Origin of the sequence: Cellulomonas sp. CW35 (genome assembly GCF_052378485.1) — a bacterium.
In the GTDB taxonomy this organism is placed as follows: domain Bacteria; phylum Actinomycetota; class Actinomycetes; order Actinomycetales; family Cellulomonadaceae; genus Cellulomonas; species Cellulomonas uda.
This window is the reverse complement of record NZ_CP199000.1, coordinates 2,240,563-2,265,423: the sequence shown is the minus strand read 5'-3', so window position 1 is coordinate 2,265,423 and position 24,861 is coordinate 2,240,563. Positions and strand designations below refer to the sequence as shown.

Here is a 24,861-nt window from a genome sequence, read left to right as displayed (position 1 = left end):
GCCGTGCCCGGAACGGCCGGACGGACGACGGGGGCGGGCCGCACGGCACAATGGCCGCATGACCTCTCGCGCCGCCCTCGTCGTCCGCCACGTCCCCGGGACGGTCCGATGAGCCCCGCCGACCGCGCTCGTCGCGAGGCCGACGGCCGCGCCGCCGAGCGGGCGCGCGCCGCGCGCGAGGAGGCCGACGCGGTCTACCGCGAGATCCTGCGCCGCACGCCCGAGCACGAGCTCGACCCGTCGTTCCGCCGCGTGCAGGAGGTGTGCGAGCTGCTGGGCGACCCGCAGCGCGCCTACCGCGTCGTTCACCTCACGGGGACCAACGGCAAGACGTCGACGAGCCGGATGGTCGAGCGGCTGCTGCGCGAGCACGGCCTGCGCACCGGGCGGTTCACGAGCCCGCACCTCACGCGCGTCAACGAGCGCATCGCCGTGGACGGCGAGCCGATCGACGACGAGACGTTCGTCGCGACGTACCGCGACGTGCTCCCGTACGTCGAGATGGTCGACGCGCGCTCGGCCGAGCGCGGGGAGCCGCAGCTGTCGTTCTTCGAGGTGTTCGTGGTCATGGCGTTCGCGGCGTTCGCGGACGCCCCGGTCGACGTCGCGGTCGTCGAGGTCGGCATGGGCGGCTCGTGGGACGCGACGAACGTCGCGGACGGCGAGGTCGCGGTCGTCACTCCCGTCGGGATGGACCACGAGCGGTGGCTCGGCGACACCCTCGTCGAGATCGCCGAGGTCAAGGCGGGCATCGTCAAGGACGGCGCCACCCTCGTGCTCGCGGAGCAGGACGAACAGGTCGAGGGCGTCGTGCTCGCGGTGGCGGCGGAGCGGGGCGCGCGCGTCGTGCGTGAGGGCGTCGACATCGCGGTCGTCGAGCGGCAGGTCGCCGTGGGCGGGCAGATGCTCACGCTGCGCGGGCTGGGCGGGGTGTACGCCGACGTGTTCCTGCCGCTGCACGGCGAGTTCCAGGCGCACAACGCGCTGCTCGCGCTCGTCGCGACGGAGGCGCTGCTGACCGGCGGGGGAGCGCTCGACGGGGACGTCGTCGGCGCCGCGTTCGCGGACGCGACGTCGCCCGGGCGCCTCGAGGTGGTCCGGTCCAGCCCCACGGTGCTGGTCGACGGCGCGCACAACCCGGCGGGCGCCCTGGCGCTCGTCTCCTCGCTCGACGAGGCGTTCGCGTTCCAGCGGGTGGTCGGAGTCGTCGGTGTCATGGCAGACAAGGACCCCGAGGCGATCCTGTCGGTGCTCGAGCCTCAGCTCGCCGAGGTGGTCGTCACGCAGGCCGGCACGTCGCGCGCGATGCCCGCGGACGAGCTCGCCGAGATCGCGGTCGACGTGTTCGGCGAGGACCGTGTCCACGTGGTCGAACGCCTCGACGACGCGGTGGCGCTCGCGGTCGAGCGCGCCGAGTCGGAGGTCGAGCGCGGCGCCGCGGTGCTCGTGACGGGGTCGATCCTGCTCGTGGCCGAGGCGCGCATCCTGCTCGGCCGCGACTGACGGGCCGTCCGCCGCAGGCGCCCGGGAGGTCGGCCGGAGGCCGGCCCGCACGTCGCTGCACAAACGTGCACGGCTCGTGCACGCCCGCCACTTGCCGCGGTGCGGGCGCGACGCGAGGGTGAGGGACGAGCAGGGGCGTGGCCGGTACGGGTGCCTGACGCGGTGCCCAGGACAGGAGGAGAGCGCGAGTGAAGAAGCTCATCAACGACCCGGCACACGTGGTCAGCGAGACGCTCGACGGGTTCGGCGCCGCGCACGCGGACGTCGTCGCGGTCCACCACGACCCGGATCACGTCACGCGCGCCGGCGGCGCGGTGCCCGGCAAGGTCGGGCTCGTCAGCGGCGGCGGCAGCGGGCACGAGCCGCTGCACGCGGGCTTCGTGGGCGTCGGGATGCTCGACGCGGCGGTTCCCGGGGCGGTGTTCACGAGCCCGACGCCCGACCAGATCCTCCCGGCCCTCCAGGCCGCCGACGGCGGCGCGGGCGTGCTCGCGATCGTGAAGAACTACACGGGCGACGTGCTGAACTTCGAGACCGCCGTCGAGCTCGCCGAGGCCGAGGACGTCGCGGTGCGCACGGTCGTCGTCGACGACGACGTCGCGGTGCAGGACTCGCTCTACACGGCCGGCCGGCGCGGGGTCGCGGGCACGGTCGCCGTCGAGAAGATCGCGGGCGCGGCGGCCGAGCGCGGCGACGACCTCGACGCGGTCGAGGCGGTCGCGCGCAAGGTCGTCGCGAACGTGCGCTCGATGGGCGTCGCCCTGACGGCGTGCACGGTCCCGCACGCGGGCAAGCCGTCGTTCGACCTGCCCGAGGACGAGATCGAGATCGGCATCGGCATCCACGGCGAGCCCGGCCGCCGGCGCATCCCGCTCGCGAGCGCGGACGAGATCACGCAGATGCTGCTCGCACCGGTCGCCGACGACCTCGGCCTCGCGTCCGGCGAGGACGTCCTGCTGCTCGTCAACGGCATGGGCGGCACGCCCGCGTCCGAGCTGTACATCGTGTACCGCAAGGCGCGCGAGCTGCTCGAGGCGCGGGGCGTGAACGTCACGCGCTCCCTCGTCGGGAACTACGTGACGTCCCTGGAGATGCAGGGCGCGTCGGTCACGGTGCTGCGGCTCGACGACGAGCTCACCACCCTGTGGGACGCCCCGGTGCACACCACCGCCCTGCGTTGGTGACCGCGCGACATGCGCGAGGATGGCACGGGGCAGGGTCCGACCCGGAGGAGGTGGCATGGCGCTGGACGTGGCGTGGGCCGTGGACTGGGCGCGCGAGAGCGCTCGGACGGTCGTCGAGCATCGTGACGAGCTGGTCGAGCTCGACCGGCAGATCGGCGACGGTGACCACGGCGAGAACCTGAAGCGCGGGTTCACGGCCGTGGTGGGCAAGCTCGACGCGCTCGGCGAGCCGCCCGCCACCGTGGGGGACGTGCTCAAGCTCGTGGCGACCACGCTCATGTCGACCGTCGGTGGCGCCGCGGGCCCGCTGTACGGGACCGCCTACCTGCGCGCCGCCAAGGCCGCCGGCGTCGCCGCGCTCGACGCGGCGGGCGTGGTCGCGCTCGTCGAGGCCGCCCTCGACGGCGTGGTCGCGCGCGGCAAGGCCACGACGGGGGAGAAGACGATGGTGGACGCCTGGTCGCCCGCTGCCGAGGCGGCCGCGGCGGCCGCCGCCGAGGGGGACGACCCGGTCGCGGTGCTCACCGCCGCGGCGCGCGCCGCCGCCGCGGGCGCGCAGTCCACCGTGCCGCTCGTGGCGACCAAGGGCCGCGCGAGCTACCTGGGCGAGCGCTCGGCCGGACACCTCGACCCCGGCGCACGCTCGACGCAGCTCCTGCTCGAGGCCGCGGTCGTGGCGGCGGGTGGTGCGTCGTGACGACGGTGCCCGACGGGTCCGGCGACGAGCGCACGCCCGCGGCGGTCGCCCTCGTCCTGGTCTCGCACTCCGAGCCGCTCGCGGCGGGCGCCGCCGAGCTCGCGCGCCAGATGGCGCCGGGCGTGCTCGTCGTGCCCGCGGGTGGGCTCGAGGACGGCGGCCTGGGCACGGACTTCGCGCGCGTGGAGGCCGCGCTGGTGCGCGCGGCGCAGGACGGTCGGTCGGTCGTCGTGCTCGCGGACCTCGGCTCGGCGGTGCTGACCACCGAGGCGGTGCTCGAGCTCGCGGACCCGGACCTCGCGGCGCGCGTGCGGGTGGCCGACGGCCCGTTCGTCGAGGGCGCCGTCGCGGCGGCCGTCACGGCGCACGGCGGCGCCGACCTGGCCGGCGTGCTCGCGTCCGTCGCGCACGCCGGATCGATCTTCGGCCCCGTGCGGGCCGCACCCGACACCCCAGGAGGACCCGTGCCCGAGATCGTCGACGCCTCGCCGCAGGTCGATCCCGGCGTGGTGCGCGCGACGCGGACGTTGCTCAACCCGCTCGGCCTGCACGCGCGGCCCGCCGCGGTGGTCGCCCGGATGCTCGCGGGCTACGACGCGACCGTGTCGGTCAACGGGGTGAACGCGGCGAGCGTCCTGGAGCTCATGAAGCTCGGTGCGACGCAGGGTGCCGAGCTGCACGTCGAGGCGACCGGGCCGCAGGCGCAGGACGCGGTCGCGGCGCTCACCGAGGCGATCGACGCGGGGTTCGGCGAGATCTGACCGCGTGACGCACGTCGCAGGAAATACATCGGGTGCAAAGTTGCAGTCGATGTAACGTTGACGCGTGATCGAGACGCGTCCCGCTGCCCCCGTGCAGCCCGAGCCCTCCGACGAGGGGCTGCGCGCGCGCAAGAAGCGCGCGCGGCGCGAGGCGCTCATCGACGCCACCCACCGCCTCGTCGAGCGTGACGGGATCGACGCGGTCACCGTCGAAGCGATCTGCGAGGCCGCGGGCGTCTCCGCCCGCACGTTCTTCAACTACTTCGAGTCCAAGGACGACGCGGTGCTGGGCCACGCGCCGTGGGTCCTGTCGACCCCCGCGACCGGCACCTTCGTCGACGGAGGGCCCACCGGCGACCTGCTGACCGACCTGCAGGAGCTGCTCGCCGACGCGATGCGCCACCCGCCCATGGGGCAGGAGCGCTTCCTGCGCACCCTCGAGCTCGCGTCGCGCGACCCGCGACTGCTCTCCCGGCACATCGCGTGGGTCGAGGCGCACCGGACCCAGATGGCCGAGCTCGTCACCGAGCGTCTCGCGACCGTGGACGCCGTTCAGGACGGCCCCGCGGCACGGGTCGACCCCGACGTGGTCGCGTCGCTCGCGTTGTTCCTCGTCCACTCCACCGCGATGCGCTGGGAGGCGGCAGGGCCCGAGACGGACCCCCGCGAGCACCTCGCGGCGATCGTCGGCGGCCTGCGCGCGCTCGTCGGACCCCCCGTCCCGTGACCCCCGGCCGCCCCTGAGGCGCCCGGCACCAGATCTCCCGGACCGTCCCCCGGCCCGGGCCGTACGACCCCGAACGAGGTACCCATGGCCGTGGCCACCACGCCCGAGCAGACGGACGGCGCGCCGCTCGTCGTGCTCACCCAGCGCCGAGTCTGGCTGATCTTCGGCGCGCTCCTGGCGAGCATGTTCCTGTCCTCGCTCGACCAGTCGATCGTCGGCACCGCGATGCCGACGATCGTCGGCGAGCTCGACGGCGTCGCCCACCAGGGGTGGGTCGTCACCGCGTACATCCTGGCGATCGCGATCGTCATGCCGCTCTACGGCAAGTTCGGCGACCTGTGGGGCCGGCGTTGGCCGTTCCTCGTCGCGATCGGTCTGTTCACGCTCGCGTCCGCCGGGGCGGGGTTCGCGCAGACGTTCGGCGAGCTCGTGTTCTGGCGCGGTGTGCAGGGCCTCGGCGGCGGCGGCCTGATGATCCTGTCGCAGGCGATCATCGCGGACATCGTGCCCGCCAAGGACCGCGGGAAGTACATGGGCCCGATGGGCGCACTGTTCGGCATCGCGGCCGTGATCGGCCCGCTGCTCGGCGGCCTGTTCACCCAGCACGCCGACTGGCGCTGGTGCTTCTGGGTCAACATCCCGATCGGCATCGCGGCGTTCGTGACGGCGTGGGTGACGCTGCGGCTGCCGTCGCACCGCTCCGAGCGCCCGGTGGACGTGGCGGGGATCGTCTTCCTCGTCGTCGCCACGTCGGGTCTCGTGCTCGCGAGCTCGTGGACGTCCTTCTCCGGCAACCGCGACTACGACTGGTCGGACCCGTGGCTCGTCGCGCTCGTCGGCGGCACGGTCCTCGCGATCGCGGCGTTCGTCGTCGTCGAGCTGCGGTTCGCCCGGGACCCGATCCTGCCCCTGCGCCTGTTCCGCAACCCGACGTTCACGATCGCCACGCTCATCGGCTTCATCCTGGGCGCGGGCATGTTCGCCGCCCTGGCGTTCCTGCCGACGTTCCTGCAGATGTCCACGGGCGTGGGCGTCACCGAGTCCGGGTTCCTGCTGCTGCCCATGATGGCGGGCGTCATGCTCACCGCGATCGGCTCCGGTGTCGCGATCACGAAGACCGGCCGCTACAAGATCTACCCGGTCGTCGGCCTGCTCGTCACCGCGCTCGGCCTGATGTGGCTCACGCGCATCACCGGCGACATGTCGCTCGTGCTGTTCGGCGCGATGATCTTCGTGCTCGGCGCCGGTATGGGCCTGGTGATGCAGACGATCGTGCTCGCGGTGCAGAACGCGGTCGACCCGCACGAGCTGGGCACCGCCACGAGCGCGAACAACTTCTTCCGCGAGATCGGCGCGGCGGTCGGCACGGCCGTCTTCTCGACGATCTTCACCACGGCGCTGTTCACCAAGCTCTCCGACGTGTTCGCCGGCGCCCCGCAGCTCGGTGCCGGCGCGTCGGACGTCACGCCGGAGGCCGTCGCGGCGCTTCCCGAGCCGTACAAGTCCGGCGTGATCGACGCGTTCGCGAGCACGCTCGCGCCGTCGTTCTGGTACTTCGTGCCGCTCGTGCTGGTCGGCCTCGTGCTCGCGCTGTTCCTCAAGGAGGTCGCGCTCTCCGACGTGGCCGGCATGGTGGCGCGCGGCGAGGCCGTGGCCGCCGACGGGTCCGGGGCGCCGTCCGCCGTGGTCGTCGACGAGCTCACGGAGCACGTGGACGTCGCGGAGCACGTGGACCTCGCGGAGCAGGGGGACCTCGCGGAGCACGTCGACGACGAGCGCGCCGGTAGCCTGGGCCGGTGACGTCCCCCGCGCCGGCCGTGCGCCGCAAGCGACCCGCCAAGCCGCAGTTCACCCAGACGATCCTCGTCCTGGAGGCGTGCTGCGTGCTGTTCGCGACGCTCGTGGCGTACGGCCTGCGCGTGGCGCCCGCACCCGTCGTGTGGGGCGTCGGCGGCGGTCTCGCACTCCTGCTGGTCCTCGCGTCGGGGCTGGTCACGCGTCGCGGCGGGTACCTCGTGGGCTGGGTCCTGCAGGGCTGGCTCGTCGCGGCCGCGGTCGTCCTGCCGGCGGTCGCGCGGGACATCGCGGTGCTCGTCGCGCTCGTGTTCGTCGGCCTGTGGGTCGCGGCGCTGCGGATCGGCGGGCGCATCGACCGGGAGCGCGCCGAGTACGACGCCGCGCACCCGTTCGAGCCGGGCGGTGCCGCAGCGGCCTGACCGGGCGGCCAGACGGGGCGGCCCGACGCCCGCGGACCGGACGAGACGTGACGAACACGACGTCCGGCGGGCCGGGCCCGCGCACGGGAGCCGACACTAGGGTGAGCGCCATGACCGACTCGCAGCGCACCCTCGTCCTCGTCAAGCCCGACGGCGTCGCGCGCGGCCTCGTGGGGGAGGTCCTGCGCCGGGTCGAGGCGAAGGGCTACACGCTCGTCGCGCTCGAGCTGCGCCGGGCGACGCCCGAGCTGCTCGCGGAGCACTACGCCGAGCACGCCGGCAAGCCGTTCCTGCAGCCGCTCGTCGACTTCATGCTCTCGGGCCCGGTCGTCGCGGCCGTGGTCGAGGGCCAGCGGGTCGTCGAGGGCTTCCGCTCGCTCGCGGGCGCGACCGACCCGACGGTCGCGGCCCCCGGCACGATCCGCGGCGACCTCGCGCGCGACTGGGGCCGGAAGGTCATCGAGAACATCGTGCACGGCTCGGACTCCCCGGAGTCGGCCGAGCGCGAGATCGGGCTGTGGTTCCCCGGCCTGTGACATCCCGGACGGGTCGGGCAGGGGCGAGCGCCCCGGTGCGGCCGGTTCGTCGCGCACGTCCCCGGCTCGGGACCGCGGTCCACCTACACTCGCGGACGTGCACCTCAAGACGTTGACCCTGCGCGGGTTCAAGTCGTTCGCCTCGGCGACGACGTTGAGCTTCGAGCCGGGCGTCACGTGCGTGGTCGGCCCGAACGGCTCCGGCAAGTCGAACGTCGTCGACGCGCTCGCGTGGGTCATGGGGGAGCAGGGCGCCAAGTCCCTGCGCGGCGGCAAGATGGAGGACGTCATCTTCGCGGGCACCGCGGGGCGTCCGCCGCTCGGTCGCGCCGAGGTCGCGCTGACCATCGACAACACCGACGGCGCGCTGCCGATCGAGTACACCGAGGTCACCATCAGCCGGACGCTGTTCCGCAACGGCGGCTCGGAGTACGCGATCAACGGTCAGGGCTGCCGTCTGCTCGACATCCAGGACCTGCTCTCGGACTCCGGGCTGGGCCGCGAGATGCACGTGATCGTCGGGCAGGGCCAGCTCGACGCGGTGCTGCGCGCGACGCCCGAGGAGCGGCGCGGGTTCATCGAGGAGGCCGCCGGCGTCCTCAAGCACCGCAAGCGCAAGGAGAAGGCGCTGCGCAAGCTCGACGCGATGCAGGCCAACCTCACGCGCCTGGGCGACCTCACCGCCGAGATCCGCCGTCAGCTCGGCCCGCTGGGCCGTCAGGCCGAGGTCGCGCGCAAGGCCGCCGTGGTGCAGGCCGACCTGCGGGACGCGCGGGCCCGGCTGCTCGCGGACGACCTCGCGCAGCTGACCGCCCAGCTCGAGCAGGAGATCGCCGACGAGACCGCGGTCGCGCGCCAGCGCGAGGAGGTCGAGTCGGCGCTCGCCCGCACGCGCGCCCACCTCGCGACCCTCGAGCGCGAGGCCGCCGAGGCCGCCCCGGAGCTCTCCCAGGTCAGCGAGGTCTGGTACCGGCTGTCGTCGCTGCGCGAGCGGCTGCGCGGCACCGCGTCGCTCGCGGCGGACCGGGTGCGGCTGCTGGGCGCCGCGGTGCCCGAGCGCACGGACGGACGCGACCCTGACGACCTGGCCGCGCAGGCGGGACGCGTGCGGCAGGCCGAGGCGGAGCTCGCCGCGGAGGTGGACCTCGCGCGCGCGGCGCTCGACGCGGCGGTCGCCGCGCGGCAGGAGGTCGAGCAGCAGGCCGCGGACGCGGAGAAGGAGCTCGCGACGGCGCTGCGCGGTGCCGCGGACCGGCGTGAGGGCGTGGCGCGCCTCGCGGGTCAGGTCGCGGCGCGCCGCAGCCGCGTCGAGGCGACGCAGGCCGAGCTGGGCCGGCTCCAGGAGACCCTCGTCGCCGCCGAGCGTCGCGGTGCGGAGGCGACCGCGCGGTTCGCGGCGCTGGAGTCGCAGGTCGCGGGCGCCGAGGAGGGCGAGGAGGGCCTCGACGCCGCGCACGAGTCGGCCGCCGAGGCGCTCGAGACCGCCACCGCCCGCGTCGCCGAGCTGACGGAGGCGCTGGCCGCCGCGGAGCGTGAGCGCGCCAACCAGGAGTCGCGCGCCGAGACGCTCGAGCTGAGCCTCACGCGCAAGGACGGCGCGGGGGCCCTGCTCGCGGCGGACTCGCTGCCGGGGACGATCGGCTCGGTCGCGGCGCTGCTCGCCGTGGACCCGGTCGACGAGGAAGCGGTCGTCGCCGCGCTCGGCGCCACCGCGGACGCGGTCGCCGTCGAGTCGCTCGGGGCGGCGGTCGACGCGATCCGCTGGCTGCGCACGCAGGACGCGGGCCGCGCGAGCCTGCTCGTGGGCGGCGGGACGGCCGTGCCGCGTGACCTCCCGGCGGACCTGCCCGCGGGTGCGGTCCCCGCGGTCGACCTCGTGCGGGCGCCCGAGAACGTGCGCGGGACGGTCCACGCGCTCCTGGCCGACGTCGTCGTCGTGGACGACCTCGCGGGGGCGCGCGCGGTGCTCGCGCAGGCGCCCGGGCTCGTCGTCGCGACCCGGACCGGTGACGTGCTGTCCGCGACCCGCGCGTCCGGCGGGTCGGCGAGCGCGCCGAGCGCGCTGCACCTGCAGGCGGCGCTCGACCAGGCCCGTCAGGCCGCGCAGGCGGCGGCCGCCGACGCCGAGCGGCTCCGGTTCGCGCTCGCCCGCGCCACGCAGGAGCGCGGCGAGGCGCGCACGCGGTACGACGAGACGCTCGAACGGCTCAACGAGTCCGACGCGCAGCTCGCGGCGGTGGCCGAGCAGCTCGGGAACCTGGGGTCCACGGCGCGTGCCGCGCGGGCGGAGGCGGAGCGCGTGCAGGCGTCGCTCGACGCGGCGTCGCGCACGCTCGAGGAGGACACCGCGCAGCTCGCCGAGCTCACGGCACGGCTCGCCGCGGCCGAGGTCGAGCCGGGGGAGAGCGAGGCGCAGATCACGCAGGGCACGGCCCGTCGTGACGCACTGCTCGAGGCGGCGACGGCCGCGCGGCAGCGCGAGACCGAGGCCCGCCTGACCCTGCGCACGGCCGAGGAGCGCGCCCGCGCCCTCGCGGGACGCGCCGAGTCGCTCGAACGCGCGGCACGCGCCGAGCGGGTCGCGCGCGAGCGCGCGCAGGAGCGCGAGCGGGAGCGGGCCCGGCAGGCCGCCGTGGCCGAGGCGGTGCGTGCGGGTGCGACGCGCACGCTCTCGCTGCTGGAGGGGTCCCTGCGGCGGGCGTCCGACGAGCGCGAGTCCGCCGAGGCGGCGCGGGCGCGGCGCGACGAGGCGATCGGGGCGGCGCGCGTCACGGTCGAGCAGCAGGCGGCGGAGCTCGGGCGGCTCACGGACGTCGCGCACCGGGACGAGGTGGCGCGCACGCAGCAGCGGCTGCGCATCGAGCAGCTCGAGACGCGCGCCGTCGAGGAGCTCGGCCTGGATCCCGCGGTGCTGCTGGACGAGTTCGGGCCGCACCGCGACGTGCCGGTCGTCGTCGCACCCGGCACCGAGCCGGACCCCGAGGCGCCCACGCACGTGCCGTACGTGCGCGAGCAGCAGGAGAAGCGGCTGCGCGCCGCGGAGCGCGCCCTCTCGCTCCTGGGCCGGGTCAACCCGCTCGCGCTCGAGGAGTTCGCCGCGCTCGAGGAGCGGCACAAGTTCCTCGTCGACCAGCTCGCGGACCTCAAGAAGTCCCGCGCGGACCTGCTGGAGATCGTCAAGGAGATCGACGAGCGCGTGGAGCAGGTGTTCGCCGAGGCGTACCGCGACACCGCGGCGGCGTTCGACGACGTGTTCCCGCGGCTGTTCCCGGGCGGCGAGGGCAGGCTCGTCCTGACCGACCCGGGCGACATGCTCACCACGGGCATCGAGGTCGAGGCACGTCCCGCGGGCAAGAAGGTCAAGCGGTTGTCGCTGCTGTCCGGCGGTGAGCGCTCGCTCACCGCGGTCGCGCTCCTCGTCGCGATCTTCAGGGCCCGGCCCAGCCCGTTCTACGTCATGGACGAGGTCGAGGCGGCGCTCGACGACGCCAACCTCGGGCGGCTCCTGGAGATCTTCCGTGAGCTGCAGGAGGACTCGCAGCTCATCGTCGTGACGCACCAGAAGCGCACGATGGAGATCGCGGACGCGCTCTACGGCGTGACCATGCGCGGGGACGGCGTGACGACCGTCGTGAGCCAGCGGATGCGCGACTCCGCCTGACGCCCGGGCGGCGTGAAGATCGTGTGTGGGAAGTCGTGGGACCTCGCCCCTCGGTGAGCGGTCGCGGGTGCCCGGGGCGAGAATTGACCCGTGCTTCCCGTCATCATCGGAGTCCTCGTCGCCCTCGCCGTGGCGGGTCTCGTGCTGCTCGTCGCCAGCACGTCCGACGCCGACGAGCGGCGTGACGACGAGTCACCCCTGCGGGCGTTCCGCCGCGGCTGGCGGGCGCGCAAGAACCCGGCCCCGGACCAGGTGGACGCGGCCCGTGCCGCCGAGGCCGAGCCGGTCGACCTGTCGCTCGCGGACTTCCTGCGCGCGACGGCTGAGCAGGGCGAGGGCTACCTGCACGTCGACGACCTGCAGGCGGGTCTGCACCGCGCCCGCGAGAAGGCCGCGCGCGCGATCCCGCTGCGCCGGCACGGCTGACCTGGCGCTGACCCCGTGCGGACCCCGCGCCGTCCGGGAGCCGGACGACGCGGGGCCGCACGCCACGCGGTCGGTCGTCAGCGGTAGCCGACCGCGGCAGGGTCGTACCCGCACGCCGCGCTGGGACCCGAGGCGACCTTCGTCGGCTCGCCCGAGGTGACGCCCCGGTACTCCTCGCAGATCGCGACCTTGCGGGACGTGTCGCCGACGACCGTGATGCCGGACAGCGTCGCGCGGTCGCCGAGGTTGGGGTTGATCCCGACGAGCGACTTGGCGGGCACCGTGACGGTGACGCCCTGCACGACGACGGTGCGCGCGTACTGCTTGGAGCAGTTGCCGCACGAGCGGTACAGCTTGCCGATGTCCGTCGCCTGGAAGTTCTTGATGACGAACGTGCCCGGGCCGTTGTGCTGGAACACCTTGTCGGACGCCGACCGCGCGCCGCCGCCGTCGACGGTCATGACCTGCGACGGTGAGCTGCCCTTGAGGGTCGCGGCGTCCTCCTCGACGTCCTCCCACCACACGTTCTGCAGCGTGCAGGTGCCCGTGCAGTGCACGCCGTCGCCGGCGCCCGAGCCGAGGATGACGTTCTTGAGCACCGCGCCGTCCGAGAGCTGGAACATCGGCGGCTGGGACTCGTCCTGCCCGCCCGACGAGATGCCGTAGTAGCGCACGAGCCGGCCGTCGAACGTGCCGCTCACGGCGATGGTCGAGGACACCTTCTGCTGCCCGGTCGCGCTCGGCCAGCTGCCCGTGGCGGGCGGGGTCGTCGGGGTCGTGGTGGGCGGGGCGCTCGACGTGGGTGCGGTGCCGCTGCCGACCTTCACCAGGGCCCACTGCTGGTGGTAGGACTTGGTGTCCGTGCCCTGCACCACGGCCGCTCCGTCGGCGGTGGACGCGCCCGCGACCTGCACGACCTTGCCGGAGTGCTGGTTGACCAGGCGGACGTAGCCGGACTGGTCGACGAGCCGGAACCGCTGGTTCGCGCCGTCGAGGTCGCGGTACAGCCGGAAGGTGGCGCCGTCGGCCGTGCTCCACTCCCACAGGTCGACGACCTTGCCCGAGGCGCGGTGCAGCAGCTCGTACGACCCGTCGCCGGCCGCGACGAGCCGGAACTGCTGGCTGGTCGCGTCGGTGCGCGTCGCCTGGACGAGGGGTGACCCGTCGGTCGTGGCGTGCCCCTGCACGTCGAGGACCTTGTCGCTCTTGCGGTTGACGAGCACGTACCAGGCGCCGGGGTCGACGGTGGCCGCGGTGGCACCGAGGGCGGACGCGAGGCCGAGCGTGCCGGCGAGGGCGCCGACGACGATCGCGGCGATGGTCAGGCGCACGCGTCTGAGCGTGGGCGGCACCCGGTGCGCGGGTGTGCGGTGCATGGCGTACCTCCGAGGTGGACAACGCTCTCCTGGACACGACCGAGGGTCGGGCGCATCGGTCTGTGAACGTACCCACCGCGTCCGCGCCACCGCGATGGTGCGAAACGAATCGCCTGCCCGGACCCGGTCCCGGGCGCGTCCACACCGCGGGCGGTGATGCGCGTGCCCAGCCGCGGTCACGCGCGTCACGCGCTGTGGTCGCGCGCAGGGTTCGCGCCGCGCACCCGTGCGCCGTCAGACTGTGGGCGTGAGCCCCGATGCCCTGACCACACTCATCGCCGCCGGTGTGCCGATCGCGCTCGTCGCGGTCGTCGCGACCCTGTTCGTCTCGCGCCGCCGCACGCGCGACGACGACGAGACCACCTCGCCGACCTCGACGGTCGAGCACGTCCCCACGCAGGCCGGCGCACCCGACGGCGACGCGTCCGGCGTCGCGCTCGACGTGCCGCCCACCGCGGGGCTCGGTACCGACGAGGCCACCGCCACGGTCCCGGCCGGCGTCGAGCTCGACGTCGTGGCGCCGCAGGACGCGGCGCTCGCGGACGCGGTCGTCGTCGAGGTGCCCGCACCCGCCGCGGGCCGGCTCGCCAGGCTCCGCGACCGCCTGTCCCGCTCGGGCTCGCCGCTCGGCACGCGCCTGCTCGCCGTCCTGTCCCGCGACCACCTGTCCGAGGACGACTGGGACGAGCTCGAGGAGACGCTCCTGCTCGCCGACGTCGGCGCCGGGCCCTCCGGCGAGCTCATCGAGGCGCTGCGCACCCGCGTGCGCGTCGAGGGCCTCAAGGACCCCGCGCACGTGCGCGCGCTGCTGCGCGCGCAGCTCCTCGAGCTCGTCGACCCGACGCTCGACCGCGAGCTGCGCACCGCCCCCACGGTCGCGCCGGACGGGACTCGCACGCCCGCCGTCGTGCTGGTCGTCGGTGTCAACGGCACCGGGAAGACGACGACCATCGGCAAGCTCGCGCGCCTGCTCGTCGCCGAGGACCGGTCCGTCGTGCTCGGCGCCGCCGACACGTTCCGCGCCGCCGCCGCGGACCAGCTCGAGACGTGGGGCTCGCGCGTCGGCGTGCCGACCGTGCGCTCCGAGCGCGAGGGCGCCGACCCAGCTTCGGTCGCGTTCGAGGCCGTGCGCACGGGCAAGCAGGCGGACGTCGACGTCGTCGTCGTCGACACCGCGGGCCGGCTGCAGAACAAGTCCGGCCTCATGGACGAGCTCGGCAAGATCACGCGCGTCATCACCAAGGAGGCGCCGCTGACCGAGGTGCTGCTCGTCCTCGACGCCACCACCGGCCAGAACGGCCTGCAGCAGGCGCGCGTGTTCGGCGAGGTCGCCGGCGTCACCGGCATCGTGCTCACCAAGCTCGACGGCACGGCCAAGGGTGGCATCGTCGTGGCCGTGCAGCGCGAGCTGGGGGTGCCCGTCAAGCTCGTCGGCCTCGGCGAGGGTCCCGACGACCTCGCGCCGTTCGACGCCGAGGCGTTCGTCGACGGCCTCCTGCAGTAGCGCACGCCGCCGGACGCTTCGGTCAACCTGGACGAGCCCGGCGGCGCGAAACCGAACGTTTACACGGGGGTGGCCCTTGTCACCTGCCGGTAACGCCCGCAGCCGCCCGGCGAAACGCCGCTCCCCGAATGTTGTCCGCGACCAGCCACCCCGGGCTGGCGAGGGGAGAAGCGACTCATGGAGCTGGACACCGGAGCGACAGCCTGGATGCTGACGTCAGCGTCCTTGGTGCTGCTCATGACGCCTGCGCTGGCGTTCTTCTACGGCGGCATGGTCCGCGGCAAGTCCGTCCTGAACATGATGATGATGTCCTTCGGCGCGATCGCCGTGACGGTCATCGTCTACGTGCTCTGGGGCTGGTCGATGTCGTACGGCAGCGACGTCGCCGGAATCTTCGGCAACCCGTTCGACCAGTTCGGTCTGGCCGGGACGCTGTGGGACGACTCGGGCGAGTTCATCATCGACGGCTTCGGCGTCCCGGCGGCCGTGGGTGTGGCCTTCCAGGTGACGTTCGCCATCATCACGGTCGCGCTCATCAGCGGTTCGCTCGCGGACCGCGTGAAGTACGGCACCTGGCTGGTGTTCGTCGCCGCCTGGGTCACGCTCGCGTACTTCCCGATGGCGCACATGGTCTGGGGCGGCGGCCTCCTCTCGGGTGCGGACGGCTCGATCGCGGCGTCGATCTTCGGAGTGACGGACGGCGTCGCCAACACGACGCCCATCGACTTCGCCGGTGGCACCGTCGTCCACATCAACGCCGGTGTCGCAGGTCTCGTGCTCGCGCTGATCATCGGCAAGCGCAAGGGCTTCGGCAAGGAGCCGATGCGTCCCCACAACCTGCCGTTCGTGATGCTCGGCGCCGCCCTCCTGTGGTTCGGCTGGTTCGGCTTCAACGCGGGCTCCGCCTTCACGGCCGACGGCAACGCGGGTCTCGCGTGGGTCAACACCACGGCCGCGACGGCCGCGGCCATCATCGGCTGGCTCGTCACCGAGAAGATCCGTGACGGCCACGCCACGTCGCTCGGTGCCGCGTCCGGGATCGTCGCCGGCCTCGTCGCGATCACCCCGGCAGCAGGCGCGCTGCGCCCGGTCACCTCGATCATCCTCGGTGTCATCGCGGGCGTGCTCTGCGCCCTCGCCGTGGGCCTGAAGTACAAGTTCGGCTACGACGACTCGCTCGACGTCGTCGGCGTCCACCTCGTCGGTGGTCTCGTCGGCACGGTGCTCATCGGCTTCCTCGCCGCGGACACCGGCCTGCTCTTCGGCGGCGGGGTCGACCAGCTGCTCATCCAGGTCATCATCGCCCTGGTCGCGGTCGTGTTCTCCGGTGTGGTCACCCTCGTCATCGGGCTCGCCCTCAAGGCGACGATGGGGTGGCGGGTCAGCGAGGACGTCGAGGTCGGCGGTATCGACCTCGCGGTGCACGGTGAGTCCGCGTACGAGACCCTGGGCGGCGCCCGGGTCGTGACGGAGGTGAAGTGATGACGAAGCTCGTGACGGCGGTCATCCAGCCGCACCGGCTGGACGACGTGAAGTCGGCCCTCGAGGCGGCGGGTGTCCGCGGTCTGACCGTGAGCGAGGCGAGCGGCTACGGCCGTCAGCGCGGTCACACCGAGGTCTACCGCGGCGCGGAGTACACCGTCGACCTGGTCCCGAAGGTGAAGATCGACGTGCTGGTCGCGGACGAGGACGTCGCCGGGGTCGTGGAGGTCCTGGTGCGCGCGGCGCAGACCGGCAAGATCGGCGACGGCAAGGTCTGGGTCGTGCCGGTGGAGGACGTGGCTCGCGTCCGCACCGGTGAGCACGGCGACGACGCGCTGTAGCCACGATGTCCGACGAACGGTCGCCTGTGGGGGGCGCGGCCGGGGACGCGAACGACACGCAGGTCCCGTACCCCGCTCGTGGGGTGCGGGACCTGCGTGTCGAGCGGCTCGACCTCGCGAGCGCGCTGACGGGCCCGACGAGCGACGGCGTGGCACGCCGCAGCCGGATCTCCGGCCTGGTGCGTCACCGGCTCGCGGAGCTCTGGGCCGAGGCCACCGCGGGCGAGGACGCGGCGGGCGTCGCGCTCGGCGTGGTCGGCTCGGTCGGCCGCGGCGACGCGAGCCCGGTCTCCGACCTCGACCTGCTGCTGGTGCACGAGGGGCGCTCGCGGTCCGCGCAGGACCTGCAGTCGCTCGCGCAGCGGCTGTGGTACCCGATCTGGGACGCGGGCCTCGACCTCGACCACTCGGTGCGCTCGCTGGCGCAGTGCCGGCAGGTCGCGTCCAAGGACCTGCCCGCGGCGGTGGGGATGCTCGACCTGCAGCACGTCGCGGGGGACCCCGTGGTGATCGCACGGGCGACGTCCGCGCTGCTCGAGGACTGGCGTGCCGCGGCGCGTCGTCGTCTGCCGGAGCTGCTCGCCTCGACCCGCCAGCGCGCGGAGCGGCACGGCGAGCTCGCGTACCTCATCGAGCCCGAGCTCAAGGAGGCGCGCGGCGGGATCCGGGACGCCGTGGTGCTCTCGGCGCTCGCGGCGACGTGGCTCACGGACCGCCCGCACGGCGCGGTCGACCACGCCTACGCGCACCTGCTCGACGTGCGTGACGCCGTCCAGGTGGCGACGCGTCGCCACACCAACCGCCTCCTGCTGGCCGACCAGGACGAGGTCGCCGAGCTCGTCGGGTTCGACGACCGCGACGACCTGCTCGCGAGCGTCGCGGAGGCCGCGCGGATCATCTCGTACGCGCTGGACACCACGGCACGCAACGCGCGCCAGGCGCTCGAACGGCCCGCGCGGGGGCCGCGGCTCGTGCGCGGCCGCCGGCTTCCCCCGCGGCTGCGGCCCATCGCCGAGGGCCTCGTGCAGCACAACGACGAGATCGTGCTCGCCGTCGACGCGGTGCCGGAGAACGACCCGCTGCTCGCGTTGCGCGCGGCCGCGACGGCGGCGCGCACCGGCCTGCAGCTGTCACCGGTGTCGGTGCAGCACCTCACCGTGACGCCGGCGCCGTCGACCCCGTGGCCGCGTCAGGCGCGCACCTACCTGCTGCAGGTCCTCGGCGCGGGGCACGCGCAGGTGCCGATCTGGGAGGCGCTCGACCTCGCGGGCGTCGTGACCACCTGGATCCCGGAGTGGGCCGGCGTGCGCAACCGGCCGCAGCGCTCGCCCGTGCACCGGCACACGGTGGACCGGCACATGGTCGAGACCGCGGCGAACGTCGCGGCGCTCGCGTCGGGTGCGCCGAGCGACACGCTGCTGCTCGCGGCGCTGCTGCACGACATCGGCAAGCGCGCGGGCGCGGGGGACCACTCGGTCGAGGGCGCCCGCCTCGCGGGGCCGGTCGTCGAGCGCATGGGCTTCGGCGAGCACGTGGCGGCGGACGTCGCGCGGCTCGTGCGGGAGCACCTGACGCTCGTCGAGCTCGCGACGAGCGCGGACCCGGACGACCCCGCGACCGTCGCGCGGCTGCTCGAGGCGGTCGACCACCGGGGGGACCTGCTGCACGCGCTGCGGCTGCTCACCGAGGCGGACGCGGTGGCCGCGGGCACCGCGGCGTGGAGCCAGTGGCGCGGGCGGCTCGTCGACGACCTCGTCGCGCGGGCGCGCGAGCGGCTGGGCGACCGGGCGACGGGCACCCCGGGTACCCTGGGACGACCCTGATCCCTCTCCCGCGAGGACGCACGTGTTCGCCACTCTGTCCGACCGTCTGACGTCGACGTTCAAGAACCTGCGCACCAAGGGCCGGCTGTCCGAGGCGGACGTCGACGCCACGGTGCGCGAGATCCGTCGCGCGCTGCTCGACGCGGACGTCGCGGTGCCCGTGGTGCGCCAGTTCACGGGCGCGGTGCGCGAGCGCGCGCTGTCGGCCGAGGTGTCGCAGGCGCTGAACCCGGCGCAGCAGGTCGTCAAGATCGTCAACGACGAGCTCGTCGCGATCCTCGGCGGCGAGACGCGCACGCTGCGCTTCGCGAAGAACCCGCCCACCGTCATCCTGCTCGCGGGACTGCAGGGTGCGGGCAAGACGACGCTCGCGGGCAAGCTCGCGCTGCAGCTCAAGGGCGAGGGGCACACGCCGCTGCTCGTCGCGGCGGACCTGCAGCGTCCGAACGCGGTGACGCAGCTGCAGGTCGTGGGTGAGCGCGCGGGCGTGCCGGTGTTCGCGCCGCACCCGGGCAACCAGGGCGCCGACGACGTGCTGCCCGCCGGGGCCGACCCGGTCGCGGTCGCGCGTGCGGGCCTCGAGACGGCGCGGGCGCGTCAGCACGACGTGCTCATCGTCGACACCGCCGGCCGGCTCGGCGTCGACGCCGAGCTGATGGCCCAGGCCGCGGACATCCGCGACGCCGTGCAGCCCGACGAGATCCTGTTCGTGATCGACGCGATGATCGGTCAGGACGCCGTGACCACGGCGCAGGCGTTCGCCGACGGCGTCGGGTTCACGGGCGTCGTGCTGTCCAAGCTCGACGGCGACGCGCGCGGTGGTGCCGCGCTGTCGGTCGCGTCGGTCACCGGCCGACCGATCATGTACGCGAGCACGGGCGAGAAGCTCACGGACTTCGAGGTCTTCCACCCGGACCGCATGGCGTCGCGCATCCTCGACATGGGCGACGTCCTCACGCTCATCGAGCAGGCCGAGAAGGCGTTCGACGAGCAGCAGGCCCAGGAGATGGCCGGCAAGCTCGCGAGCGGCGAGGGGTTCACGCTCGCGGACTTCCTGCAGCAGATGCAGCAGCTGCGCAAGATGGGCTCGCTCAAGAAGATGTTCGGGATGCTGCCGGGCATGGCGCAGATGCGCGACGCGCTCGACAACTTCGACGAGCGCGAGGTGGACCGCATCGAGGCGATCATCCACTCGATGACGCCCGCCGAGCGGGACAACCCGAAGATCATCAACGGGTCCCGGCGCGCCCGGATCGCGCGCGGCTCGGGCACCACGCCCACCGACGTCAACCAGCTCCTCGAGCGGTTCGACGGCGCGCAGAAGATGATGCGGCAGATGGCGAAGTCGGGCGGCATGCCCGGCGCGATGCCCGGCATGGGGAACCTGCCCGGCATGGGCAAGAAGGCGCGTGGCAAGGCGGCGCCGCAGCGCAAGGTGCGCGGCAAGTCGGGCAACCCGGCGAAGCGCGCCGCGCAGGAGAAGGCCGCGCTCGAGGGGCGCCCCGCGACGAGCGCGCCCGCCGGCTCGGCGTTCGGCCTCGGCCGCCAGGCACCCGAGCCGGACCCCGCCTCGCTCGAGCTGCCCGCGGGCCTCGAGAAGTTCCTGGGTCGCTGACGGCGAGGCGCGCCCGCCCATGAGTCCGCCCGAGGTCCTGCACCTGACGGGCACCGTCGTGCTCGACGACGACCGCGAGGTGGGCGACGTGTGGGTCGTCGGCGGGCGGCTCACGTTCGAGCGCCCCGCGGGCGGCGCGACGACGAGGCTCGAGGGCTGGGTGCTGCCCGGGCTGGTCGACGTGCACTGCCACATCGGGCTCGCGGCGGACGGCGCCGTCGACGCCGTGACCGCCGAGCGGCAGGCGGTCGCCGACCGCGACTCGGGGGTCCTGCTCGTGCGCGACGCGGGCTCGCCCGCGGACACCTCCTGGGTGCACGCGCGCCCGGACCTGCCGCGACTCATCCGCGCGGGCCACCACCTCGCGCGGCCCAAGCGGTACCTGCGGCACTACGGGCTCGAGCTCGAGGACGTGCGCGACCTGCCCGGCGCGGTGCGGCACGAGGCGGTGCGCGGCGACGGCTGGGTCAAGCTGGTCGCCGACTGGATCGACCGGGACCTGCCGGGCGGCGGCGACCTGACGCCGCTGTGGCCCGACGACGTGCTCGGGGACGCCGTGGGTGCGGCGCACGACAGCGGTGCGCGCGTGACGGCCCACACGTTCGCCACCGAGTCGCTCGACGCGCTCCTGGACGCCGGCGTGGACTGCCTCGAGCACGCGACGGGCGCGACACCCGCGCACGTCGACCGGATCGCGACGCTCGGCATCCCGGTGACCGCCACGCTGCTCCAGGTCGCGCAGTTCGACGCGATCGCCGACCAGGGTGCCGCGCGGTTCCCCCGGTTCGCGGCACGCATGCGCGCCATGGGGGCGCGACGCCACGCCCACGTGCGCGACCTGCACGACGCGGGCGTGCCGGTCCTGGTGGGGACGGACGCGGGCGGCACGATCGGGCACGGCCGGATCGCCGACGAGGCGGCCGAGCTCGCGGCGGCGGGCATCCCGGCCCGTGACGTCGTCGCCGCGGCGAGCTGGCGCACCCGCGCGTGGCTCGGCGTGGACGCCATCGCCGAGGGCGCGAGCGCCGACGTCGTCGTGTACGACCGCGACCCGCGCACGGACGTGAGCACGCTGCACGAGCCCGCCGCGGTCGTCCTGCGCGGCACGCGTCACGTCTGACGGACGTGACCGGTGTCGAGTCCCCGGTCCAGCCCGCACGGGGAAATGCGTCGAGCCCAGACGGGTGAACGTGCAGGTCGAACTGGCATCTTCCGGACTCCGTCTGGTTCGCTGCGCGCGACCGCACCGTGCGGTCGCGCGTCGACAGGAGTTCTCCGTGAGCAGCGCCACGCCGAGCAGTGCCGCACCGGACGAGGCAGACCCTGCCTCCTCCGCGCCGACCGTCGGTGCCGGGAGCGGCACGCTGCCAGCCGCCCCGGCCGTCGTGACAGCCCCAGCGCGCAACCGCCCGACGGTCGCCGACGTCGTTGCCGCAGCGGTCGTCTGGCTCGGGGTCGTGCTCGGGGTGGCCGCAAAGCTCTACGCGGCCGGCTGGTTCGTGCTCGTCGTGCTCGCCCTGGCGCCCGTGACGATCGCGCTGCCCGTCGCTGCCGCGTGGCTCGTGACGCTGCCGCTGGTCGGCCTCGGCGCCGTGCGCAAGCAGGTCGGTCACGCGCCGCGGCGGTACCGCAGGTTCGCGTGGGGCATCGGCCTCGGCGTGCTCGTCGGCTACGCCGCGATGTACGACGGGGGCGACGTGGGCGCGCCCCGCTCGACGCTGTCGATCCTGCTCGGCGACTCGTGGGTGGTGGCCCGACTCGGCGACGCCGCGCCGTGGCTCCTGCTGGCAGCGTTGGCCGCGTCGGCCGTCGCGATCGGCTGGTACGTGGTCGACCGCGCGCGGCTTGGGAAGGCCGCCGAACGTCTGGCATGATGGTCGGCTGTACACGTCGGGTGCAGCCCCTCTACCTGCTCTCGTCGCGTCCTTCGCCGCCTCCGGCCGCCCAACCCCACGGGCAGGCTGGCGGGGCACCCTGCTGAATCCCAGGAGAAGACCACAACGTGGCCACCAAGATCCGTCTGAAGCGTCTCGGCAAGATCCGGGCGCCGTACTACCGTGTCGTCGTCGCGGACTCGCGCACCAAGCGTGACGGTCGCGTCATCGAGGAGATCGGCAAGTACCACCCGACCGAGGAGCCGTCGCTCATCGACATCTCCTCGGAGCGTGCGCAGTACTGGCTCGGCGTCGGCGCGCAGCCGACCGAGCAGGTGCTCGCGCTCCTCAAGGTCACCGGCGACTGGCAGAAGTTCAAGGGCCTGCCGGGTGCCGAGGGCACGCTGAAGGTCAAGGCCGGCAAGGCCGACCCGAAGGCCGCCGTCGAGGCTGCCGCCGCCGACGCCGAGAAGGTCAAGGCGACGGCGTCCGAGAAGAAGGTCGTCGCCGACGAGGCGCCGGCCGACGAGGCGCCGGCCGAGGCCGCCGCCGAGGACGAGCAGGCCTGATGCTCGCCGACGCGCTCGAGCACCTGGTGCGCGGCATCGTCGACCACCCGGACGACGTCCGGGTGAGCGCGGTGGCGCTGCGCCGTGGTGAGCTGCTCGAGGTCCGGGTCCACCCGGACGACCTCGGGCGCGTGATCGGCCGCAGCGGCCGCACCGCGAAGGCGCTGCGGACGGTCGTCGGCGCGCTGTCGACCGAGGGTCCGGTGCGCGTCGACGTGGTCGACGTCGACCGCCGCTGACCCGCGGAGCCGACGAGCACGAGCCGTCGCGCGGCCACCGAGCCGCGTGACGAGAGGCCCGGCCCCTACCCTGGGGCCGGGCCTCTCGTCGTCCCGAACCCGTCCTGAGGAGGACCCCCACATGCTGCTGACGGTGGCACGCGTCGGACGCGCGCACGGGCTGCGCGGCGAGGTCGCGCTCGACCTGCGGACCGACACCCCCGACGAGCGCCTTGCCGACGGGACGGTGCTCGGCACCGACCGTGCGGGCGTCGGGCCGCTGACCGTGGTGCGCACGCGCGTCCAGCAGGGACGCTGGTACGCGACGTTCGCGCAGGTGAGCGACCGCAGCGCGGCCGAGGCGCTGCGCGGTGTGTCGCTGGTGGTGGAGGACGAGACCTCCGACGAGGAGGACGCCTGGTACCCGCACGAGCTGCGCGGGCTGCGCGTCGAGCACGTCGACGGTCGTGTGCTGGGCGAGGTCGTCGGGCTCGAGCACCTGCCGGCGCAGGACGTGCTCGTCCTGCGTGAGCCGGACGGCGCGCGCACGCTCGTGCCGTTCGTGCGGGCGATCGTGCCGGTCGTGGACGTGCCGGGCGGTCGGGTCGTGCTCGACCCGCCGGGCGGCCTGCTCGCGTCGGACGCGGCGAACCTCGTGGTGTCCGACGAGACGTCGGGCGGCCCGGACGGTCCCGACGAGGACTCGGCGCCGGACGCCGCGGGCCCCGACGGTCGGGACGGCTGACCCCCGTGCGCGTCGACGTCCTGACGATCTTCCCGGACTACCTCGCGCCGCTGCGGCTCTCGCTCGTCGGCAAGGCGCGCGAGGCGGGGATCCTCGACCTGCGCGTGCACGACCTGCGCGACTGGACCACCGACCGGCACCGGACGGTCGACGACACCCCGTTCGGCGGTGGCGCGGGCATGGTGATGCGGCCGGACGTGTGGGGCGCGGCGCTCGACGACGTCCTCACGCCGGGGGCGCACCTGCTGCTGCCGACGCCGTCGGGCGAGGTCCTCACGCAGCGCACGGCGCACGCGCTCGCGCAGGACGCGCACCTCGTCGTCGCCTGCGGGAGGTACGAGGGGATCGACGCCCGGGTCGCCGAGCACTACCGCGCCGCGGGCGTGCGCGTGACGGAGTACTCGATCGGCGACTACGTGCTCAACGGCGGTGAGGTCGCCGCGCTCGTGCTCGTCGAGGCGGTCGCGCGGCTGCTGCCGGGAGTCGTCGGCAACCCGCACTCGCTCGTGGAGGAGTCGCACGGCGAGGCGGGGCTGCTCGAGTACCCCGTGTACACCAAGCCGCCGTCGTGGCGTGGGCTCGACGTCCCCGACGTGCTGCTCTCGGGCCACCACGCCCGGATCGCGCGGTGGCGTCGCGACGAGGCGCTGCACCGCACCGCGCAGCGCCGTCCGGACATGCTGGCGGCGCTCGACGAGGGTGCGCTCGACCGGCACGACCGGGAGGTGCTCGCGCAGCACGACGAGCCGGCGGCACCTCCGGCGTCGCGACCCGGCGACGGGTGAGGCGCCCTCGGTCACGTCACGTCACATCGCCTCACGTCACGCCTCGTCGCGCGTCAGGTCGCCGACCCGGCGCCCGATTACCCGGCGTCTCCAGCCCTGTGGCAGACTTGTCCGCTGGTGCGCGCGCGGTCGCGTCTCTGCCACGGGGGAGACGACCGACGACCCACCGGTCCCGGCCGAGCCGGTCCGGACGCACCACGACCAGACCACCGGGACGAGCCCGCGCGTGACGCGTGCCCGCCCCCGACATCACGCTCCTGACCCGTGCGCAGGACGAGGAGATCAGCATGCACACGCTGGACCAGGTCGACGCCGCCGCGCTGCGGTCCGACATCCCGGAGTTCCGCCCGGGCGACACCGTCAAGGTCAACGTCAAGGTCGTCGAGGGCAACCGCTCGCGCGTCCAGGCGTTCCAGGGCGTCGTCATCGCCCGCCAGGGTGCGGGCGTCCGCGAGACGTTCACCGTCCGCAAGATCAGCTTCCAGGTCGGCGTCGAGCGCACGTTCCCCGTGCACGCGCCCTCGCTGGAGTCCATCGAGGTCGTCACCCGCGGTGACGTCCGCCGCGCGAAGCTGTACTACCTGCGCGGCCTGCGGGGCAAGAAGGCCAAGATCAAGGAGAAGCGCGAGAACACGGCCGCTCAGGCCTGAGTCGACGCGCACGACTCCCCGTCCGTGAGGGCGGCCACCCCCGGGTGGCCGCCCTCACGGTGTGTCGGCCCACGACGCCCGCGGCGTTCACGTCGCTCGTGTCGTCCTCCACGTCGTTCACGTCGCCCATGTCGCGATCCGTGCACCGCGCACACGGCCAGGCGTGCG

General features: G+C 74.3%; 23 protein-coding genes. 22 read left to right on the top strand and 1 reads right to left on the bottom strand.

What is annotated here, in order from left to right; all coding sequences use genetic code 11:
* Nucleotides 1–108: 108 nt before the first annotated feature.
* From ACT17Q_RS10370 to ACT17Q_RS10325, 10 genes are all read left to right on the top strand, one after another.
* Nucleotides 109–1,503, top strand: a complete 1,395-nt coding sequence (locus ACT17Q_RS10370) for a bifunctional folylpolyglutamate synthase/dihydrofolate synthase (protein ID WP_444662284.1) — start codon at nucleotides 109–111, stop codon at nucleotides 1,501–1,503.
* 188 nt (nucleotides 1,504–1,691) lie between these two features.
* The gene (gene dhaK / locus ACT17Q_RS10365) at nucleotides 1,692–2,687 is read left to right on the top strand and encodes a dihydroxyacetone kinase subunit DhaK (protein ID WP_094179713.1); all 996 of its coding nucleotides are present in this window, start codon (nucleotides 1,692–1,694) and stop codon (nucleotides 2,685–2,687) included.
* Between the two features lie 55 nt (nucleotides 2,688–2,742).
* Nucleotides 2,743–3,384: a dihydroxyacetone kinase subunit DhaL gene (gene dhaL / locus ACT17Q_RS10360; RefSeq protein WP_268532117.1), complete on the top strand. Its 642-nt coding sequence runs from the start codon at nucleotides 2,743–2,745 to the stop codon at nucleotides 3,382–3,384.
* Nucleotides 3,381–4,145, top strand: coding sequence for a dihydroxyacetone kinase phosphoryl donor subunit DhaM (gene dhaM, locus ACT17Q_RS10355; protein ID WP_444662281.1), 765 nt, complete (start codon nucleotides 3,381–3,383; stop codon nucleotides 4,143–4,145). The genes dhaL and dhaM overlap by 4 nt, the downstream gene beginning before the upstream one ends.
* A gap of 64 nt (nucleotides 4,146–4,209) precedes the next feature.
* Nucleotides 4,210–4,872 (top strand): TetR/AcrR family transcriptional regulator, encoded by a 663-nt coding sequence (locus ACT17Q_RS10350; protein ID WP_444662280.1) that lies wholly within the window; start codon nucleotides 4,210–4,212, stop codon nucleotides 4,870–4,872.
* 84 nt (nucleotides 4,873–4,956) lie between these two features.
* A complete protein-coding gene (locus tag ACT17Q_RS10345) occupies nucleotides 4,957–6,672 on the top strand; it encodes an MDR family MFS transporter (protein ID WP_444662278.1) in 1,716 nt (571 codons plus the stop codon).
* Entirely contained in the window at nucleotides 6,669–7,088 is a 420-nt protein-coding gene (locus ACT17Q_RS10340; RefSeq protein ID WP_444662276.1) for a DUF4233 domain-containing protein, read from the top strand. The genes ACT17Q_RS10345 and ACT17Q_RS10340 overlap by 4 nt, the downstream gene beginning before the upstream one ends.
* 110 nt (nucleotides 7,089–7,198) lie before the next feature.
* Entirely contained in the window at nucleotides 7,199–7,624 is a 426-nt protein-coding gene (gene ndk, locus ACT17Q_RS10335; RefSeq protein ID WP_094179718.1) for a nucleoside-diphosphate kinase, read from the top strand.
* A gap of 97 nt (nucleotides 7,625–7,721) precedes the next feature.
* A complete protein-coding gene (gene smc / locus ACT17Q_RS10330) occupies nucleotides 7,722–11,285 on the top strand; it encodes a chromosome segregation protein SMC (RefSeq protein ID WP_444662273.1) in 3,564 nt (1,187 codons plus the stop codon).
* 90 nt (nucleotides 11,286–11,375) lie between these two features.
* Nucleotides 11,376–11,711, top strand: a complete 336-nt coding sequence (locus ACT17Q_RS10325; protein ID WP_094179720.1) for a hypothetical protein — start codon at nucleotides 11,376–11,378, stop codon at nucleotides 11,709–11,711.
* A 77-nt stretch (nucleotides 11,712–11,788) separates the two neighbouring features.
* Here the strand turns inward: ACT17Q_RS10325 and ACT17Q_RS10320 are convergent, their stop codons facing one another.
* Nucleotides 11,789–13,042: a pectate lyase gene (locus tag ACT17Q_RS10320; RefSeq protein ID WP_444662271.1), complete on the bottom strand. Its 1,254-nt coding sequence runs from the start codon at nucleotides 13,040–13,042 to the stop codon at nucleotides 11,789–11,791.
* 292 nt (nucleotides 13,043–13,334) lie between these two features.
* On the opposite strand from ACT17Q_RS10320, the gene ftsY reads away from it, so the two are divergent.
* The 12 genes from ftsY (at nucleotide 13,335) to rplS (ending at nucleotide 24,693) form a co-directional block, all read left to right on the top strand.
* On the top strand, nucleotides 13,335–14,591 hold the full coding sequence (gene ftsY, locus ACT17Q_RS10315) for a signal recognition particle-docking protein FtsY (protein ID WP_094182085.1): 1,257 nt from the start codon (nucleotides 13,335–13,337) through the stop codon (nucleotides 14,589–14,591).
* Between the two features lie 177 nt (nucleotides 14,592–14,768).
* Entirely contained in the window at nucleotides 14,769–16,073 is a 1,305-nt protein-coding gene (locus ACT17Q_RS10310; RefSeq protein ID WP_094179722.1) for an ammonium transporter, read from the top strand.
* Entirely contained in the window at nucleotides 16,073–16,414 is a 342-nt protein-coding gene (locus tag ACT17Q_RS10305) for a P-II family nitrogen regulator (RefSeq protein WP_094179723.1), read from the top strand. Before ACT17Q_RS10310 ends, ACT17Q_RS10305 begins: the two co-directional genes overlap by 1 nt.
* A 5-nt stretch (nucleotides 16,415–16,419) precedes the next feature.
* Complete coding sequence (locus ACT17Q_RS10300) at nucleotides 16,420–18,237, top strand: HD domain-containing protein (RefSeq protein WP_444662267.1); 1,818 nt, start codon at nucleotides 16,420–16,422, stop codon at nucleotides 18,235–18,237.
* A 22-nt stretch (nucleotides 18,238–18,259) separates the two neighbouring features.
* Nucleotides 18,260–19,852, top strand: a complete 1,593-nt coding sequence (ffh, locus tag ACT17Q_RS10295) for a signal recognition particle protein (protein ID WP_094179725.1) — start codon at nucleotides 18,260–18,262, stop codon at nucleotides 19,850–19,852.
* A 19-nt stretch (nucleotides 19,853–19,871) separates the two neighbouring features.
* Nucleotides 19,872–20,972 carry an amidohydrolase family protein gene (locus ACT17Q_RS10290; RefSeq protein ID WP_444662265.1) on the top strand — a complete coding sequence of 367 codons (1,101 nt, stop codon included), beginning with the start codon at nucleotides 19,872–19,874 and terminating at the stop codon, nucleotides 20,970–20,972.
* Nucleotides 20,973–21,129: 157 nt separating this feature from the next.
* Complete coding sequence (locus tag ACT17Q_RS10285) at nucleotides 21,130–21,726, top strand: hypothetical protein (protein ID WP_444662263.1); 597 nt, start codon at nucleotides 21,130–21,132, stop codon at nucleotides 21,724–21,726.
* 128 nt (nucleotides 21,727–21,854) lie between these two features.
* Complete coding sequence (gene rpsP / locus ACT17Q_RS10280) at nucleotides 21,855–22,295, top strand: 30S ribosomal protein S16 (RefSeq protein WP_094179728.1); 441 nt, start codon at nucleotides 21,855–21,857, stop codon at nucleotides 22,293–22,295.
* Nucleotides 22,295–22,534 (top strand): RNA-binding protein, encoded by a 240-nt coding sequence (locus ACT17Q_RS10275; protein WP_094179729.1) that lies wholly within the window; start codon nucleotides 22,295–22,297, stop codon nucleotides 22,532–22,534. The genes rpsP and ACT17Q_RS10275 overlap by 1 nt, the downstream gene beginning before the upstream one ends.
* A gap of 121 nt (nucleotides 22,535–22,655) precedes the next feature.
* A complete protein-coding gene (gene rimM / locus ACT17Q_RS10270; RefSeq protein WP_444662260.1) occupies nucleotides 22,656–23,258 on the top strand; it encodes a ribosome maturation factor RimM in 603 nt (200 codons plus the stop codon).
* A 5-nt stretch (nucleotides 23,259–23,263) separates the two neighbouring features.
* Entirely contained in the window at nucleotides 23,264–24,043 is a 780-nt protein-coding gene (gene trmD, locus ACT17Q_RS10265; protein WP_094179731.1) for a tRNA (guanosine(37)-N1)-methyltransferase TrmD, read from the top strand.
* A gap of 287 nt (nucleotides 24,044–24,330) precedes the next feature.
* Nucleotides 24,331–24,693 (top strand): 50S ribosomal protein L19, encoded by a 363-nt coding sequence (gene rplS / locus ACT17Q_RS10260; RefSeq protein ID WP_094182086.1) that lies wholly within the window; start codon nucleotides 24,331–24,333, stop codon nucleotides 24,691–24,693.
* The last annotated feature ends 168 nt before the right edge of the window (nucleotides 24,694–24,861 follow it).

Bases quoted from the DNA above. Each gene is read 5' to 3' on its own strand.
- rplS (WP_094182086.1), top strand. From the start codon at position 24,331: ATGCACACGCTGGACCAGGTCGACGCCGCCGCGCTGCGGTCCGACATC.
- ACT17Q_RS10290 (WP_444662265.1), top strand. From the start codon at position 19,872: ATGAGTCCGCCCGAGGTCCTGCACCTGACGGGCACCGTCGTGCTCGAC.
- ACT17Q_RS10275 (WP_094179729.1), top strand. From the start codon at position 22,295: ATGCTCGCCGACGCGCTCGAGCACCTGGTGCGCGGCATCGTCGACCAC.
- ACT17Q_RS10310 (WP_094179722.1), top strand. From the start codon at position 14,769: ATGGAGCTGGACACCGGAGCGACAGCCTGGATGCTGACGTCAGCGTCC.
- rimM (WP_444662260.1), top strand. From the start codon at position 22,656: ATGCTGCTGACGGTGGCACGCGTCGGACGCGCGCACGGGCTGCGCGGC.
- ndk (WP_094179718.1), top strand. From the start codon at position 7,199: ATGACCGACTCGCAGCGCACCCTCGTCCTCGTCAAGCCCGACGGCGTC.
- ACT17Q_RS10345 (WP_444662278.1), top strand. From the start codon at position 4,957: ATGGCCGTGGCCACCACGCCCGAGCAGACGGACGGCGCGCCGCTCGTC.
- ACT17Q_RS10300 (WP_444662267.1), top strand. From the start codon at position 16,420: ATGTCCGACGAACGGTCGCCTGTGGGGGGCGCGGCCGGGGACGCGAAC.
- ACT17Q_RS10305 (WP_094179723.1), top strand. From the start codon at position 16,073: ATGACGAAGCTCGTGACGGCGGTCATCCAGCCGCACCGGCTGGACGAC.
- dhaL (WP_268532117.1), top strand. From the start codon at position 2,743: ATGGCGCTGGACGTGGCGTGGGCCGTGGACTGGGCGCGCGAGAGCGCT.
- ACT17Q_RS10370 (WP_444662284.1), top strand. From the start codon at position 109: ATGAGCCCCGCCGACCGCGCTCGTCGCGAGGCCGACGGCCGCGCCGCC.